The following is a 15602-nucleotide window of genomic DNA, read 5'->3' as shown; positions in this document are numbered from 1 at the left end:
TGATTTTGATTCCGGAAGCCGGTGCGGCTGATCAGGCCGCGCCGGCGCTCATTGTCCTCCGTCCGGAAGGAGGAAACCCTTTTCCGCCGGCCATGTCAGCCACACGGAATTGCCCTTGCTGAGCGCCGCCGCCGCGACCTCGTTGGGCACCGAGACGGTGACTTTGGCACCTTGGCGCGTGGTGAGGTCGAGTTTGGTCGCCGCCCCCAGATAGGTCGAGGCGATTGCCGTCGCGGCAATGCCGTTCTCTCCGGCGGCGGCCTCGCGTGCTATCGACATGTGTTCGGGCCGGATCGCCAGGATGGCGTCGCCACGCACCTTCTCAGCCTTGCAGTGGATACTTACCGCGCGGTCCTCACAGAGGCCGGTCGAGCCGTTGTCGACAGGCCTAACCCCCTTCAGCGGCAGCATGTTGATCTCACCGAGGAACTCAGCGACGAAGCGATTGTCCGGCCGGTCGTAGACCTCGTCCGGCGCGCCGACCTGCAGCAGTTTGCCATGATTGAAGATGGCGACGCGCGAAGACAGCGCCAGCGCCTCGCTCTGGTCGTGGGTAACGAAGACGAAGGTCGTGCCGGTCTCCTGGTGCAGGCGCTTCATCTCTGCCTGCATCTGGCCGCGCAGGCTCTTGTCCAGCGCCGAAAACGGCTCGTCGAGCAGGAGCACGCCCGGCTCGAACACCAGCGCCCGGGCCAGCGCGACGCGCTGCTGCTGGCCACCGGAAAGCTGCGAGGGCAATTTCTTCTCGTGGCCGACCAGACCGACGCGCTCGATCATCTCGCCGACACGCTTCTTGATCTCGGCGGCCGATTTCTTGCGGACCTTGAGCGGGAAGGCGATGTTGGCCTCGACGCTCATATGCGGAAAGAGCGCATAGCCCTGGAACACCATGCCGGCGGCACGCTGCTCGGCCGGGCGGTCGGTGATATCGGCGCCGTCGCTGAAAAGCCTGCCCTCGCTCGGCTGCACGAAGCCGGCCAGGATCATCAGGAAGGTGGTCTTGCCGGAGCCGGAGGGCCCAAGCAGCGTCAGGAATTCGCCGCGGCCTATGTCGAGCGTCAGATTGTCCAGCGCACGGAACGAGCCGAAGCTCTTGCCGATCCCGATTGCCTTGATCTCTGCGGCCCGGCCGGGTTGCTGCATCCTGCCTCTATCCTTACCGTTGAGCCAAATCGTAGGCAGGGCGGAAGCTCACCGCAACCGAATAGTTTTCGCCTGATCGGCAAATTTCATTCATCTATGGCGGGCTGACGCCACCCTGCCCCTCAATAAGGCTGAATGCGATTCTCGGAGAGAGTCGACCTCAGCCATCCCGCGAACGCTTCCAGGACCGGGTGCGAGGCCTTTGCGTGTTCGGAGACCAGAAAATAGGAGCGCGGCGATTTGATCGCGATGTCGAAAGGCCTGACCAGACGGCCTTCGCTCAGCGCACGGCGGCTGGTCAGTTCGTCACCCATGGCGATCCCCTGCCCGGCAATCGCCGCCGAGAAGACGAGGTTCATGTCGGAAAAGAAGATGCCGCCTTCGGTGTCCGGGTTTTCGACCTTGGACAGCGCCAGCCAGCGTGCCCAATCCTCGGTGTCGTCGAGATGAAGCAGATTGGCGCGCAGTACGTCCGCCGGCCTGGAAAGGCCTCCGACCTTGTTGAGCAGCGTCGGGCTGCAGAGCGGCGTGAACGAGATTTCGCACAACAGATCGGCCATGCGGTTCGGCCAGTTGCCCACGCCAAATGCGATGAAGGCGTCTGCGTCGGCATTGCTGACATCGTCGAGCCGCCGGGGCGTCAGGATGCGCAGCGCGACATCAGGGTACATCTGCCGGAACTCGCCGATATGGGTGCACAGGAACAGCGAGGCGAAACCCGGCGTACAGGAGACGGCGAACGAGCCGCCGACGCCAGTGCCGGCATCGCGCGTCACCGCGTCACCCAGCACGGTCAGCGCCTTGCGCACGTCGCTGGCATAGCGCTGCCCACGCGGGGTGAGCGCCACCCCCTTGCCGATCCGCTCCAGCAGATCGAAGCCGAGATCGCGCTCGAGCAGCCGCAATTGGTGGCTCACCGCGCTGCGGGTCAGGTGCAGTTCGTCGGCGGCGCGCCAGACGCTGCCATGCCTGGCGAAACTGTCGAGCGCGCGTAGCGCCTGTGTCGATGGAATTCTCAAGAGGTGAACCGAATTTGCATGAACCACGAAAACATATCACTTTTTGGCGAACCACTTCACTGCTTTCTTTGACGCATGGACAAACCGGTGACGACATCGGCGCAAGAGACCGCGCTTGCCTGCCTCGACGGCATCCAGCCCCTGCTGTCGGCATGGACACGCACCATCTTCGATTTCGGCGAGACCGCCTGGCGCGAGTACCAATCGGCCGCCTGGTATGTCGATCGACTCAAGCGCGAGGGATTTTCGGTCGAGGAAGGCTCGGGCGGCATGCCGACCGCCTTTTGCGCCCATTGGACGAACGGTGCCGGACCGACAGTGGGCATGTATGCCGAATATGATGCCGTGCCCGGCAATTGCCAGGACGCCGTGACGGTGAGGCAGCCGCGACCTGGCCTTGGCGCCGAGGCCGGCGGCCATACCGACCCGCATTCGGGGCTCGGCATAGCAAGTCTCGGCGGCCTGCTCGCCACCAAAGCCGCCATGCAGCGCCACGACATTCAAGGCACGCTGCGCTTTACCGGCGAGCCGGCTGAGAAAGTGCGCGGTTCGAAGCCGATCCATGCGGCAAAAGGCTACTATGACGGCCTTGCTGGCATGATCTCCTTCCATCCCTTCTACATGCTGCCGCTCTGCAATACCGCGCGCTGGGACACGCATTGCGGCGCGGCCTACGCGATGATCTATCGGTTCGTCTGCGACGAACCCGAAAATTGGGTTCGCGCAAGCGACGGCGCACCGATCCCGCAGGCGCATTCGGCGGTCAGGGCACCGGGCGCCAACGATGCACTGATGACCATGTACATGGCTTCCAAGGCGTTGCGCGATTCCATGCTGCCACACCAGGGCGGCTGGTCGATCAGCGAGGCTATCCTGACGGCCGGCCAGGCCACGGCCGACAATCTGCCGGCGGGACTGGCCGAGATCCAGTACATGATCCGCGTGCCCACCATCGGCATGGCCGAGCAGGTAACGGCGGTGCTCGACCGCAACGCCGCGGCCGCGGCCGCGATCAGCGGCTGCCGCTACGAGCGGCACTGGGTGTCGAAGTCACGGCCGGGGCTCGCGAACCACGCCATGGCCGGGATTGCCTATGAAGCCTTGTCGACAGTCGGGCCGCCACGCTGGGACCAACTGGCCAGAACAATCGCGCGGGAAATCCAGGTCAATGCCGGCGGCACTGCTACCGAAAACCCCTTTATCGATGAGCTTGAGCGGCTGATTTCGCCACAAGAGGCTGAGGCGATCCTGCGCCGCGACCTGCCACCGTCCCAGGTGAACTCGACCTCCGACGACTACACCGACATGAGCTGGCAAGCGCCGACCGCCCGCTTCTATGTCGCCCGCCCAGCGCTCCGCTCGGCGAATGGCGGTGCCTATCCCTCCTGGGTGATGAATGCGCTGGGTGGCATTCCCGCGACGATCGACCCGATGGTCATCTGCGCCGCCAAGACGGTCGCGCTGGCGGCGCTGCGCCTGCTCGAGGACCAGACCGCCCGCGATGCGGCAATGGACGAGTTCATCACCCGTACCGGCGGTGGCGTCGGCGGCTCCAACTGGATCGCGCCGCTCTGCGACTACGACCCGCCGATCAACTTTCGCTGGCCGGAATATGTCACCACCGCGCGCGGCCGCGACTGGTGGATCCCAAGCAATGCATGACCTGACCAACCCTTTAGAACGAGCCCACGAGGAGAACCCGCATGACCGTCCATGACCGCATCATCACCGAGCCGTTTTCGCTGCAACGCCGCAACCCGGCCGGCGGCACCCAGCCGCTGACCGTCTGGGGCTTCGCCAACGAAACCGACGTGTTGACCGACGTGCTGCTCGGATCGCCGAATTTCCTGCGCCACCTGTCGACCAGTTCGCTGTCGCGCAAGCACCTGCGTGAAGCCCCTTGCAACGTTCAGATCGCGCAGGCACAGCACAAGGATCTTGTCGCGGCCTACGAGCATTTCGGCGTCAACATTCACTGGCACGAGCCGACGCCGGAACTGCCGATGCAGGTCTATTCCCGCGATTCCAGCGTGATGACGCCTTATGGCGCCATCATCACCGCCATGGCCAACTGGTGGCGGCGCGGCGAGAACTACGCCGCCATCCGCACCTATGAAAAGCTCGGCATCCCGATCTACGACATGGTGACGGCCGGCACTTTCGAGGGCGGCGACTTCAATGTCATCGAGGACGGCGTGGTGCTGATCGGCTGCGGCGGCGCCCGCACGCAGGAGGAAGGCGCCCGGCAGGTGCAGGCCTGGTTCGAGAAGGAAGGCTGGGAGACACGCATTGCCTTCATCGACGAATATTACGTCCATATCGACCTGATGGTGGTGCCGATCGCCGAAAAGCTCACCGCCGTCTGCCTCGCCTGCACCGAGCCTGGCATCGTCGACTGGCTGAAGGGCAAGGGTCACGAGATCATCGACGTTCCCTTCCAGGATACGATGGCGCTCGGCTGCAACTTCATGTCGCTGGGCAAGGACCGGGTGATCGCGCCGACGTCCAGCAAGACGCTGATCGAAAAGCTCAAGGCGCGCGGCTTCGAGGTCGCGGCCGTCGACATGAGCGAAATCTCCAAGACCGGCGGCGGCATCCATTGCATGGCACAGGCGCTGAAACGCGAGGCGGCCTGATAGTCGGGAAAACGGCAAAACTGCCCCCGCTCGCCGGATCGAGTACCTGGCGGGCGAGGAACCGGCCGCCGGGTACCTGGCTCTTCCATCAACAAACCGTGCCCCTGTGTCCTCGCCGCCCTTGTGAGTGTCGGTAAATGGATGAATAGTCGGACAGGGCGCCGCCCTGAAATTGCCCGCTTGCGGTTTTCAGGTCGCGCCAGAACCGAGCCGGGTTTTTTGAATGGTCAGCCCTGAACCACGCAAGAGAAGAGGTCCGATCGCCGCTTGGTTGCTGGCGCTGGACGCGTGGCTCGACTCCTCGCTCTATGAAATCGGGTTCAAGGCGCGCCAGTTCTGGGAGGCCGCGACGATCTTCTCGCGGCGCTTCCGTCTCAAGGGCTGGCGCCGCGGCTTCATAGAACTTTTGAGCGAAGGTTTTACACTCGGCGCCGGCGGCATGGTGGTGATGCTGGCGCTGGCGATACCCGCTTTCCAGGACACCACCGGCGACTGGCGTGCCCAGGGCGACTTCGCCGTCACCTTCCTGGACCGCTATGGCAACGAGATCGGCCAGCGCGGCATCATACAGCGCGATTCCGTGCCGGTCGACGAGATGCCGGACCATGTCATCAAGGCGGTGCTCGCCACCGAGGACCGCCGGTTTTTCGACCATTACGGTATTGATGTGCTCGGCCTGTCGCGCGCGATCTTCGAGAACGTGCGGGCGAATTCGGTCGTCCAGGGTGGCTCGAGCATCACCCAGCAGCTGGCCAAGAACCTGTTCCTGACCAATGAGCGCACGTTCGAGCGCAAGATCAAGGAGGCGTTCCTGTCGCTGTGGCTGGAGGCCAATCTGTCGAAGAAGGAAATCCTGCAGCTCTATCTGGACCGCGCCTATATGGGCGGTGGCACGTTCGGCATCGAGGCGGCGGCGGACTTCTATTTCGGCAAGAGCGTCAAGGACCTGAACCTTGCCGAGGCGGCGATGCTGGCCGGCCTGTTCAAGGCGCCGACCAAATATGCGCCGCATATCAACCTGCCGGCGGCGCGCGCGCGGGCCAACGTGGTGCTGTCCAACCTCGTCGATTCCGGCTTCATGACCGAGGGCCAGGTGCTGCAGGCCAGACTGCACCCGGCCGACGTCGTCGACCGCGGCGAACAGAAGAGCCCCGACTACTACCTCGACTGGGCCTTCGATGAGGTCAAGAAGATCGCCAAGCCAGGCCAGCACTCGCTGGTTGCCCACACCACCTTCGACGCCAACATCCAGAAGGCGGCGGAGGAGTCCGTCGAGTTCCACCTGCGCCAGTTCGGCAAGGAGTACAACGTCACCGAAGGGGCCGTGGTGGTCATCGAGACCAATGGCGCGGTGCGGGCGATCGTCGGCGGCCGCGACTACGGCGCCAGCCAGTTCAACCGCGCCACCAAGGCACTGCGCCAGACCGGCTCATCGTTCAAGCCCTATGTCTACGCCACGGCGATGGAACACGGCTTCACGCCGAACTCGATCATTTCTGGCGGGCCGATCAGCTGGGGCAACTGGTCGCCGCACAATTACAGCGGCGAGTCGGCGGGCAACATCACGCTGATTATGGCGATGGCCAAGTCGATCAACACCGTGCCGGTGCGGCTGGCCAAGGACCATCTCGGCATCGCGCCGATCAAGGCATTGGCGGAATCGTTTGGGGTGGAATCGCCGCTCGAAGGGCACAAGACGATGGTGCTCGGCACCTCGGGCATGACCGTGATGGACCAGGCGACGGGCTACAGCGTGTTCGCCCAGAATGGCTTCGTCGGTTCCCGGCACGGCATCACCCAGCTCGTAACCCGCACCGGCGACGTGGTGTATGACTGGACCAAGGACGCGCCGCCGCCGCATCGCGTCCTGTCCGAGCAGGCCCTGAAATCCATGAACACCATGCTGGCGGCCGTGCCGGTGATGGGCACGGCGCGGCGGGCGCAAATTCCCAACATCGTCGTCGCCGGCAAGACCGGCACCACGCAATCCTACCGCGATGCCTGGTTCGTCGGCTTTACCGGCAACTACACGGCAGCCGTGTGGCTGGGCAATGACGATTTCACCCCGACCAAGAACATGACCGGCGGCTCGCTGCCGGCGATGGTGTGGCAGCGGTTGATGGTCTACGCGCACCAGAACATCGACTTGAAGCCGATCCCGGGGATAGACAAGCCCTTCGTCGACGAGGAGGTCGCGGCAAAGGCCGCCGAGGCACAGAAGAAGAGCGAGGAGCAGGCAGCGGCTGAAGCCGCCGCCGAGCGGCCGCCGGTGCTGTCCAGTCGAACCACACAGACGTTGCGGGACATGAGCCAGATGTTCCAGGCGGCCCCCAAACTCGACGCCCCCGCTTCACCCGAAACGTTGTCGGCACTGTGATATCCGCCCGCTGAGACAAGACCGACTGGCAAATCCATCACGCCTGCTTGCCACAAGGCCCCGCGCCGCGATATCCCCGAACGGCAATCCTGCGCGCACCTGGCCCTTCATGCTCAAGAACGCCTTCCTGATGCTGATTTCGCTTGCCATAGCCATTGGCGGAGGCGGTGCCAGCGTCTGGTATGCGCTGAAGATCCAGGACGGTGTCGGCGCAATCAGGATCGGCCAGTGGACTGCCTTCCCCGACATCGGCACACCGGCCGCGGACCCCTATTCCAAGGCCCGCGTGGCGCGCGAGGGCGTGCTGGCGCTTGGTCGCGCCGAGGGCCTGTCCTTCGTGGCGGAAAAGGATGCCGCCGGCGACCAGCTCAAGCGGGAATGCACTTACAGGATCGAGGGCGGATTTCCGACAGCGCGGTTCTGGACGCTTTATGCCGCCGATCAGTCGCTCGGCGTCGTCGAGACCGGCAAATCGCGGCTTGCGGCTCTTCAGTCCTACGAGGTGCTACGCCAACCGGACAATTCCGTGATTATATCCGTGGGCCATCACCCGATGCCGGGCAACTGGCTGCTGACCGACGGTTCTGGACGGATGTATTTCGTCCTGACCCTCTACGACACGCCGATCGCCAGCAGCACCGGCCTGTCAGACGTTTCGCTGCCCAGGATCGTCAAGGCGGGCTGCGATGCGTAGTTTGCGTGCCGCATTGCGCAGGCTTCTGCATGCCATCCTGCTCGGCCTCGTCGGCGCCGGCATCGTCCACATTGTCGTCCTGCTTCTGGTGCCGGAATTTTCGGAACGCGACGCCTGGTCGCGTCTCTCCATGGCTTCGGATCTCTACAAGATGAACCGGCTCGATGCCGAAGCGGGCGGCGCACCGGTGGTGAAATCGGTTGACCCGCTGTTCTACGCAACGGCCTGCCGCTTCGACCTCGAGGAAGGAATGGTCCGGATCAAGGCGCCGGGGGACGTCCCGTTCTGGTCGGTGTCGGTCTATGACCGCAGCGGTCACAACATCTATTCCTTCAACGACCACACGGCGGCGGGCGGCAAGCTGGATGCCGTCGTGCTGACGCCGGCGCAGATGATCGACGTGCGCAAGGACCTGCCCGAGGATCTTCAGGGAGCGATCTTCGTCGAGGCGCCCATCGATGAAGGCATCTTCGTCATCCGCAGCTTCGTACCCGACGAGAGCTGGAAGCCGATCGTGTCGCGCTTTCTCGATCAGAGTTCCTGCGAGTTGCAGGATTTCTAAGCCGCGATCCTCGATCGCGGATCCGGAGCAGAGGGACTGACGGACCAAACCATGGCTTCAGCAAAGCTCAGTGGTGGGGGACTGCTCAGTGATGGGGGACTGGCGTCCGTGGCGATCCCGGCTTGTCCGGCCCTGCAGGCCGGGCTTCGCCGGTGCTGGACCGCTCATAACGGATGCCGGGAAATATGATCACAGCCGCCGGTATTTCGGTGGTTTGCTTGGCTCGATTGGCCGGTGCCGCACGCGGCACGAAAGACAGTACCATGCCCATGATTCGCGCATTCCTCTCGGTTTCCCCGGAGCACAACGCAACGCCTCCAAATATCATTAAGGCCGGCAGAGGGTTAACGGAGCGCTAACGGATCGCGGCTAAATTGATCTTTGTTCCCGGGTCAGTGAGTTCTGACCGAGGCAATCGCGAAACCGACATAGTCCCGGTGCGCGAGGTCGAGTGTGTATCTGGTGTCAGGCGTATCCTTCGTGTCATCTTCGGATTTCAGGCAAATCGCGATAAGGACGCAATCGGGAAAAGCCGAAAGGCTGTTCCGCGCCGCCGTTTCCGCGTTCTGCTCGCTGACGCGGCCGTCGCGCCGGGAGATCGGCCAACTCGAAGACCTGACGCTGCCTCTGTTCGATGATGTATCCGTCGAATCGCGGCGCTACGTGGCAGCCGCCCTTTCCGAATGCGAATCCGCACCCGCGGCCCTGGTGCGGCGCCTCTGCGAGGAACCGGTCGACATTGCCGCTCCACTGCTCATCCGCTCGCGCGCCGTCAGCGACATCGACCTGATCGCGCTGATTGGCCGGCATGGGCTGCCGCATGCGCGCGCCATAGCGCGGCGCAAGGACCTGAACCCGACCATCGCCGATCTGATCAGGGCGCTCGAAAAGCCAACCCTGGTGCGGACGCGGGATCCGGAAGCAGCCCCGGCGCAGAGCCTTGTCGTAAAGGCCCAAGCGACGGCGGACAGCGCGGAAACTCAGCAGACGCCCGGCGTTGCCGCCGAGAGCGCGCGGCGCAAGCTGCGCTCCATGATGCGCACCGGCGACCAGGCCTTGGCGGCGAAGGTCGACGCGTTCCCCGGCGCGGACACCTTTGTCAAACTGCGCGAGACGGCACTGACGGGAAACGCCGCGTTCTTCCACACCGCGCTGGCGGACGCCCTCGACATTGATTTTTCGATTGCGCAATCGCTGACCGCCCACCAGAACTATGCGCCGCTGCTTGCGGCGCTGCGTTCGCTCGACTTCAGCGAGGACCGGGCATTCCTGATCACTGTCGCCGTCTATCCCGGCCTGTTCCCGCATCCCCAGGCCATCCGCACCTATCTCGACCGCTACCGCCTGCTGCATCGCGACGCGGCCCTGGATAAGGTGCGGGAGTGGAAGGCCGAAACCCTGTCCAAGACGGTTCGCGGCAAGCCATCGGCAAACGGCGACAGCCGCAGGGCCTCCAACAGCGACGAAGCCGACGCCCCCGGCCTCAGGGCGTCTTCACGGAAATAAGCTCCTCGACGGGAACGCTACCGGCCTCGATCTCGACCACCCAGATGTCGGGATCGAATTTTTTCTCGCGCTCCAGTCTCGCATCCAGCACGGCGGCATCATTGCCGGCGGCGAGAAGGCTGAAAAAACGGTCTTCGGGCTTGGCCGAATCGTAGCTTGTCTGCGGTGCCGGCCCGTAGAGAGCCGTTTCACCCAGCCTGCCCCGCGCCAGGATGAACACGGCCCCGGCCTCCGTCGCGCCGCGATTGACCACAGCGGCAAATCCGCCGGCGCTGAAAACCCGGCGCAACAGGGCCGAGACCCACAGATCAGCGGTTACGCGCATGGAAGACTCCCGACGACATGCGGGCTCTCTACCGAAATTTCCCGTGGAGGGCGAGCCGTCGTTTTCGGCCGTCAGTTGGTGAGGCCGATCTCGCGCATCTTGACGTAGACGATCTCGTCGGGCTCGCCGGTCTGCGGCAAGCCGAACAGCGACTGGAACTCCTTGATCGCCGCCTTGGTACGTGCACCGACGACGCCATCCAGTTGCATGTCGTCATTGCCGAAGGCCTTCAGCCCGGCCTGGATCTTGACGATGCGGGGGTCAGGCCCCTGCAAAGCGGCATTCGCCTGTGCCTCGTTGGTCTGCAAGGACACGGGAACGGCGGCCGGCGGCATGTCAGGACGAGGTTGCGGTTTCGGCACGGCAGCCGTCTTCGGCGTTGCACCCAGTTGATCCAGGAGCAGTGCGTCGATCTCGCCCGAGGCGTTCAGCCCGACCCTCTGTTGATAGGCCTGTATGGCCTTGCGCGTGTTGGGGCCGGAGATGCCGTCGACGGTGCCGGAGTAGAAATCGAGGTCCTTCAATATGCCTTGCACCTGCTCGACCACCGGGTCGCCCTTGATCGGGGCGGGCGCGGCATTGGACCGCACGATGTTGATTGTCGTCTCGGGCTCGTCGGCGGCGGCGTGCGGAAAGCCCTGGAAATTGCGTGTGGCGAAAAACGCTCCGGCGTGCGGGAAAGGCTGATACCATAGCGCATTCGCCGAGACGTAGAACAGCGTCACCAGGAATGCGGTCGATCCTCCCACCAGGACGGGATTGCGCGAAATCATGCCGCCGACGGCGATGGCGCCGTCTTGAAAGGCATTGCCGCGGCGTTTGACCGCCTTAGCCTGTTTTGCGGAGCGAGCCATTTCCGTCCCCTTTCGCCCTCGTCACCGGCATTGTCAGCACTCCGGTCGGGTTGGCGGGGCGCCCCTTCGGCCCGCCGACCGGCAGGCTGATGGTGACCGTGGTGCCCTCGCCCGGCATGCTTTCGATCGACATGGTCCCTTCATGCAAGGCCACCAGCCCCTTCACCAGGGAAAGGCCAAGACCCGTGCCCTCAAAACGGCGGGTATAGTCGTTCTGGATCTGCGTGAAGGGTTTGCCGAGATTGGCGAAATCCTCCTCGGCAATGCCGATACCGGTGTCCCTCACCCAGAAATGCAGACGTGAGCCGATCCGCTTGGCGCCGACGACGACATCGCCGCCGTCGGGGGTGAACTTGATCGCGTTGGAAACGAGGTTGATGAGCATCTGCTGTACGGCGCGGCGATCGGCATTGATATCGCCGGCGTCAGGGGCGATCTGCGTCTGCAGGTCGATATTCTTGGCCTGCGCCTGCAGCCGCATCATCGACTGGCACATGTCCACGGCTTCCACGAACCGGAACGGCTCCGGCTCGGTGGCGTAGACGCCCGATTCGATCCTCGATACGTCGAGTATGGATGTCACGACTGCCAGCAGATGCTGGCCCGAATCCCGCACCAGACCGACATATTCCTTCTGGCGCGGATCCTTGAAGGCGCCGAACATCTCGTGCAGCAGCATGTCGGAGAAACCGATGATGGCGTTCAACGGCGTGCGCAGTTCATGGCTCACGACTGCCAGGAACCGGCCCTTAGCCACTTCGGCGGCGGCGGCCGTCTCATTGGCTTGCGCCAGTTCTTCGCGCAGCCGCGCGGTCTCGTCATTTTGGCGCAGGACAAGCGTGAAGACGTCGCCTTGTTTCTCGCCACGCACCAGTTCGAGCGCGAATGGCTGGTAATTGTCGGCCACAAAGCCATTTCCATTGTGGGCGCCGTTGCCACTCTGGGGCAGCCTGATGCGCAAGTCGAGGCGGCGCGACCGTGCGCCGTCACGCATGTCGGCCAGGGCGCTGAGATAGGAGACACGATCCGACAGGTGGACCCGATCGAAGAGGCCCGTTCCGGACAACAGCTCAGGCGGCAATTTCAGAAGCGTACGCGACTTGGCGGATGCATCCACGACTTCGCCATGGCGGGCGACCCGCAAGACCACCGCGTCGATGATGTCTTCCAGTCGATCACCGGCATCGAGCGTATCGGCCGCGCCGGCGGTGCCGCGAAAAGCCGATATCCGCGGGATGAGGGCCAGCGCCCAGGCCAATGGCACCAGCCAATGCCAGGCGGCGATGTGCGCATCCGCGAATGGAAGGAAAGCGGCCGACAAGGACTGAAGGGCGATGGCGATGACGGCTGTCGCGCCCCCCCACAATGCCGCACGCCGTGACGCGCCGATCCACCAGGCTTCGAATGGCAACGCCAGGGCAAGCATGGCGACAGGTGAACTCAATCCGCCGGCGGCACCGATGAGACCGGCAAGGGCAAGCGCCGCCATCGCCAGGGCGATCGGCCCCGCGGCAGCCATCTTGCCGGTAGCGGCTACCAGCAGGGCGACGAACCAGCACAGGCCGAAGGCCGCGAAAATGGCGGCCATGGTCACCGCGGCGCCCATCCCCGATGTAACCAGCGTGACCGCGGCACCCGCTGCAAAAAACGGCGCGGCCAGCATCACGCCGATGAAACGGCGCTGGCGCTCGCGGTCGCTCCGTTCGAGAACGCTGGGATGAACCATGCGCTCACAACCGGCCGCTATTGCACCAGGCAATTCAGCGTATCTGGCCTCGATCGGCATCAATTCAACGCACTCGCACTCGTCGTGAACAGCTCTGCTTTTGCAGATTGTCTTGGTTGGCTTTGAAACTCGCATCCAGCGTTTAAGGAATGGATAAGGCAGGGCCGACCAAGGGCCGCCCTGCGGCAAATATCGGGATGACGGCGGCCGAAAACCCGGTCAAATGCAGCCATAGTAAACGGAGGGTTATCCTGGCGGCCCTGTCGTCGGACCGCGGGCCAAGTCGTCGAAGCCGCTTTACTTCCTCGAAGACACAATTCATTCAACGGGATAGATGGTTATCGAATGGTGAGAAGGATCGTTCCGATATGAAACAAATCGACAGCAAAACGCTTCGTTTCGAATTTGCCTAAAATTTGAGGAAAATTCTCGGCGATCATGCAAGCCGTCCTTCGTGCCTGTGTGTCAACATCCTGCCCATAAAAGAGGTCATGCCATATGATGCATGATCCGGTCACGACGAGAGGCAAGGCATGTTCTTCCTGATAAGAATGGCTTTCTGGTTTTCACTGGTGCTGATGGCGCTGCCGCTGGGTGTCGGGTCCGATGAAACGGGCCAGGAAAGCGTCGGGCCGATCCAGGCCCTGTTCGCGGCGCGAGACGCCGTCGGCGACATCGCCGGTATCTGCGAACGCAAGCCCGATGTCTGCGAGACGGGCAAGTCGGCGATGCACACCATCACCGCACGCGCCAAGGAAACCGCCAAGATCGCGGCGGCCATGCTGGACGACAAGTCCGCCGGCCCCGATACCTCGACAATGACGGGCAGCGTGCCGGAAGTCGTCCTGCCTGAAACGGTCAACCTGCCGATAAACAATTAAGCCGTCTCGACGGCGCACCGCGGGCAGTCTGCCCTCTCGACGCCCGCGGTGTCCTTGTTTTTTCCGTGACGCGGCGCCGCCGCGTGACTATATCCGGGTCATGACGACCACGATCCAGACGATCCGCGACGACTTCTCGTTCCTTGACGAATGGGAGGATCGTTATCGCTACGTCATCGAACTCGGCGAAGCGCTGCCGCCCTTTCCCGATGCGGAGCGCAACGCCACCAACAAGGTGCCAGGTTGCGTCAGCCAGGTCTGGCTGACCACCGAACGGGGTCTGGGCGCCGACCCCGTCATCACCTTCACTGGCGATTCGGACGCCCATATCGTGCGCGGACTGGTTGCGATCATGCTGGCGCTGTTTTCCGGAAAGACGGCCAGCGAAATCCAGAAAATCGATGCGGAAGCGACGCTGAAGGCACTCGGCCTCGACGAGCACCTGTCGCCCCAGCGTGCCAACGGCCTTCGCTCGATGGTCAAGCGCATCAAACGCGATGCCGAGATGGCGCTCGCCCAGACTGCCTGATCGACCTGTCGATCTTCCGCCCACCCCTGAAATCAAAACGGCGCCCGAAGGCGCCGTTTGATTTCAATCCAATCTGGCAAGCAGCGACTACCGCGCCGCCTTGCGCTTGCGGCCGAGGCCCATCTTCTTGGCAAGCTGCGAGCGGGCCGCCGCGTAATTCGGGGCAACCATCGGATAGCTTGGGTCCAGGTTCCACTTTTCACGATACTGATCGGGCGTCAGATCGTAGTGGGTCATCAGATGACGCTTGAGCGACTTGAACTTCTTGCCGTCTTCGAGACAGACAATGTAGTCGTCATGAACGGAGCGCTTCGGGTTGACAGCCGGCTTCTGCTTGTCGGCAGGCGCCTGTTCGACGGTTCCGCCCACACGCCCGAGGGCGGCATGGACATCGGATATCAGGTTCGGCAGTTCGCCGACCGGCACCGGATTGTTGCTGACATAGGCAGCCACCACGTCGGCGGTGAGCTCAATCAGCGCATCATTGTTTCTGGAAGGTGTTTCGACAATATCCATGGTCTTCAGGCCCCAACAAGAGTTACGTCGGTCTGTGCCCCTTTTTACAGGCAGGGCATTGCACGAATTTGCGCAGATAGAGCTGCCGCGATTCGTGTCACGGGGACATCAATGCGGCCGCAGGTCAAGTAAGTCAATTCGTTGCGCGCATTATATTTATGAATCTTGATCAACTATTCCGCGATCAGCTTCAATCTTTCGTGCATCATGTAATTTTTCGATATTTCGCCCGCCAAACCGATAAAGCCTGACGTAACGTCAGTTCACCGTTACATTCGCGATAACTCACAAATCAGGTTTCAATGCTCTCGTTTGCTTTGCCGTCGCTTCGGCAAACTTGGTTGTTCGCATCTGTCCTCAAAACCACAGGTTGCCGCACCTCTCTGTCGGGCAGGCAACCAGGCGACATGCCCGCCGGCCGAACCCGTCGGGGCCAAAATCGATGGTCGTTCAATTCGGGATGATGTATCTGCCATAGGCCCAGCCGGTCACGAAGGTGCCGTTCTTGGCCGGGTCATGCCAGATTTCGCACCAGCGATAGCGAACCGTCTGCTGCTGTTTCCATGCCGGTTGATTGGCGATATCGAGCAGGTTTATGCCGCCGGTGCATCGTCCGGTCATCTGCAGGACGGTCCCGTTCGGATAGGCTGCCTGCTTCTGGGATGTTCCCGACGGATATTTGCGCACATTGAGCGTGTCGCCGAACGGCACATTGGCCACTTGCCAAGCCGAAAATACGGTCGCATGAGACTGGCCGGCAAAGACCAGACTTAGCGAAGCGACGGCGGAAGCCGCAGCAATACGAGACCGAATAGTCATCTTCTCTCCTCCCGG

At 63.0% G+C, this 15602-nt stretch carries 15 protein-coding genes; 8 read left to right on the top strand and 7 right to left on the bottom strand.

All coding sequences use genetic code 11. The features are described from left to right. Window positions 1-48: 48 nt before the first annotated feature. Together FJ543_RS28370 and FJ543_RS28365 are read right to left on the bottom strand one after the other, a co-directional pair. On the bottom strand, window positions 49-1143 hold the full coding sequence (locus FJ543_RS28370; RefSeq protein ID WP_140878510.1) for an ABC transporter ATP-binding protein: 1095 nt from the start codon (window positions 1141-1143) through the stop codon (window positions 49-51). Window positions 1144-1265: 122 nt separating this feature from the next. Next, window positions 1266-2162 carry a LysR substrate-binding domain-containing protein gene (locus FJ543_RS28365; RefSeq protein WP_140878508.1) on the bottom strand — a complete coding sequence of 299 codons (897 nt, stop codon included), beginning with the start codon at window positions 2160-2162 and terminating at the stop codon, window positions 1266-1268. Between the two features lie 75 nt (window positions 2163-2237). On the opposite strand from FJ543_RS28365, the gene FJ543_RS28360 reads away from it, so the two are divergent. From FJ543_RS28360 to FJ543_RS28330, 6 genes are all read left to right on the top strand, one after another. Next, window positions 2238-3824: an amidohydrolase gene (locus FJ543_RS28360; RefSeq protein ID WP_181174102.1), complete on the top strand. Its 1587-nt coding sequence runs from the start codon at window positions 2238-2240 to the stop codon at window positions 3822-3824. A gap of 41 nt (window positions 3825-3865) precedes the next feature. Then, complete coding sequence (locus FJ543_RS28355; protein WP_140663165.1) at window positions 3866-4798, top strand: dimethylarginine dimethylaminohydrolase family protein; 933 nt, start codon at window positions 3866-3868, stop codon at window positions 4796-4798. 223 nt (window positions 4799-5021) lie between these two features. After that, window positions 5022-7175 (top strand): penicillin-binding protein 1A, encoded by a 2154-nt coding sequence (locus FJ543_RS28350; RefSeq protein ID WP_140618563.1) that lies wholly within the window; start codon window positions 5022-5024, stop codon window positions 7173-7175. A gap of 109 nt (window positions 7176-7284) precedes the next feature. Next, window positions 7285-7869, top strand: coding sequence for a DUF1214 domain-containing protein (locus FJ543_RS28345; protein WP_015318639.1), 585 nt, complete (start codon window positions 7285-7287; stop codon window positions 7867-7869). Then, complete coding sequence (locus FJ543_RS28340) at window positions 7862-8431, top strand: DUF1254 domain-containing protein (RefSeq protein ID WP_140618565.1); 570 nt, start codon at window positions 7862-7864, stop codon at window positions 8429-8431. Before FJ543_RS28345 ends, FJ543_RS28340 begins: the two co-directional genes overlap by 8 nt. Window positions 8432-8911: 480 nt before the next feature. Then, on the top strand, window positions 8912-9937 hold the full coding sequence (locus FJ543_RS28330) for a hypothetical protein (protein ID WP_140878506.1): 1026 nt from the start codon (window positions 8912-8914) through the stop codon (window positions 9935-9937). Here FJ543_RS28330 and FJ543_RS28325 read toward each other — a convergent pair. The 3 genes from FJ543_RS28325 to FJ543_RS28315 form a co-directional block, all read right to left on the bottom strand. Beyond that, a complete protein-coding gene (locus FJ543_RS28325; protein ID WP_140718152.1) occupies window positions 9915-10262 on the bottom strand; it encodes a DUF1491 family protein in 348 nt (115 codons plus the stop codon). The two genes, FJ543_RS28330 and FJ543_RS28325, sit on opposite strands and share 23 nt — an antisense overlap. 71 nt (window positions 10263-10333) lie before the next feature. Then, window positions 10334-11116, bottom strand: coding sequence for a peptidoglycan-binding protein (locus FJ543_RS28320; RefSeq protein WP_140878504.1), 783 nt, complete (start codon window positions 11114-11116; stop codon window positions 10334-10336). Next, entirely contained in the window at window positions 11091-12842 is a 1752-nt protein-coding gene (locus FJ543_RS28315) for a HAMP domain-containing sensor histidine kinase (RefSeq protein ID WP_140878502.1), read from the bottom strand. Before FJ543_RS28315 ends, FJ543_RS28320 begins: the two co-directional genes overlap by 26 nt. 533 nt (window positions 12843-13375) lie before the next feature. Between FJ543_RS28315 and FJ543_RS28310 the strand changes: the two genes are divergently transcribed. Continuing rightward, complete coding sequence (locus tag FJ543_RS28310) at window positions 13376-13723, top strand: DUF5330 domain-containing protein (protein WP_140878500.1); 348 nt, start codon at window positions 13376-13378, stop codon at window positions 13721-13723. Between the two features lie 100 nt (window positions 13724-13823). After that, the gene (locus tag FJ543_RS28305; protein WP_140878498.1) at window positions 13824-14252 is read left to right on the top strand and encodes a SufE family protein; all 429 of its coding nucleotides are present in this window, start codon (window positions 13824-13826) and stop codon (window positions 14250-14252) included. Between the two features lie 87 nt (window positions 14253-14339). Here FJ543_RS28305 and FJ543_RS28300 read toward each other — a convergent pair whose 3' ends face one another. Both FJ543_RS28300 and FJ543_RS28295 read right to left on the bottom strand, forming a co-directional pair. Beyond that, window positions 14340-14768 (bottom strand): MucR family transcriptional regulator, encoded by a 429-nt coding sequence (locus tag FJ543_RS28300; protein WP_015318648.1) that lies wholly within the window; start codon window positions 14766-14768, stop codon window positions 14340-14342. A gap of 450 nt (window positions 14769-15218) precedes the next feature. Next, window positions 15219-15587 (bottom strand): hypothetical protein, encoded by a 369-nt coding sequence (locus tag FJ543_RS28295; RefSeq protein WP_015318649.1) that lies wholly within the window; start codon window positions 15585-15587, stop codon window positions 15219-15221. Window positions 15588-15602: the final 15 nt, after the last annotated feature.

This window comes from Mesorhizobium sp. B2-5-7 (genome assembly GCF_006440875.1).
Lineage (GTDB): Bacteria > Pseudomonadota > Alphaproteobacteria > Rhizobiales > Rhizobiaceae > Mesorhizobium > Mesorhizobium australicum.
The sequence above is the reverse complement of the archived record's forward strand: the minus strand, read 5'-3'. Positions and strand labels throughout refer to the sequence as shown.

Excerpts from the sequence above, each read along its gene's own strand:
- FJ543_RS28295 (WP_015318649.1), bottom strand. The coding sequence starts at position 15,587 with ATGACTATTCGGTCTCGTATTGCTGCGGCTTCCGCCGTCGCTTCGCTA.
- FJ543_RS28345 (WP_015318639.1), top strand. The coding sequence starts at position 7,285 with ATGCTCAAGAACGCCTTCCTGATGCTGATTTCGCTTGCCATAGCCATT.
- FJ543_RS28360 (WP_181174102.1), top strand. The coding sequence starts at position 2,238 with ATGGACAAACCGGTGACGACATCGGCGCAAGAGACCGCGCTTGCCTGC.
- FJ543_RS28325 (WP_140718152.1), bottom strand. The coding sequence starts at position 10,262 with ATGCGCGTAACCGCTGATCTGTGGGTCTCGGCCCTGTTGCGCCGGGTT.
- FJ543_RS28355 (WP_140663165.1), top strand. The coding sequence starts at position 3,866 with ATGACCGTCCATGACCGCATCATCACCGAGCCGTTTTCGCTGCAACGC.
- FJ543_RS28350 (WP_140618563.1), top strand. The coding sequence starts at position 5,022 with ATGGTCAGCCCTGAACCACGCAAGAGAAGAGGTCCGATCGCCGCTTGG.
- FJ543_RS28310 (WP_140878500.1), top strand. The coding sequence starts at position 13,376 with ATGTTCTTCCTGATAAGAATGGCTTTCTGGTTTTCACTGGTGCTGATG.
- FJ543_RS28340 (WP_140618565.1), top strand. The coding sequence starts at position 7,862 with ATGCGTAGTTTGCGTGCCGCATTGCGCAGGCTTCTGCATGCCATCCTG.
- FJ543_RS28315 (WP_140878502.1), bottom strand. The coding sequence starts at position 12,842 with ATGGTTCATCCCAGCGTTCTCGAACGGAGCGACCGCGAGCGCCAGCGC.
- FJ543_RS28370 (WP_140878510.1), bottom strand. The coding sequence starts at position 1,143 with ATGCAGCAACCCGGCCGGGCCGCAGAGATCAAGGCAATCGGGATCGGC.
- FJ543_RS28305 (WP_140878498.1), top strand. The coding sequence starts at position 13,824 with ATGACGACCACGATCCAGACGATCCGCGACGACTTCTCGTTCCTTGAC.
- FJ543_RS28320 (WP_140878504.1), bottom strand. The coding sequence starts at position 11,116 with ATGGCTCGCTCCGCAAAACAGGCTAAGGCGGTCAAACGCCGCGGCAAT.
- FJ543_RS28300 (WP_015318648.1), bottom strand. The coding sequence starts at position 14,768 with ATGGATATTGTCGAAACACCTTCCAGAAACAATGATGCGCTGATTGAG.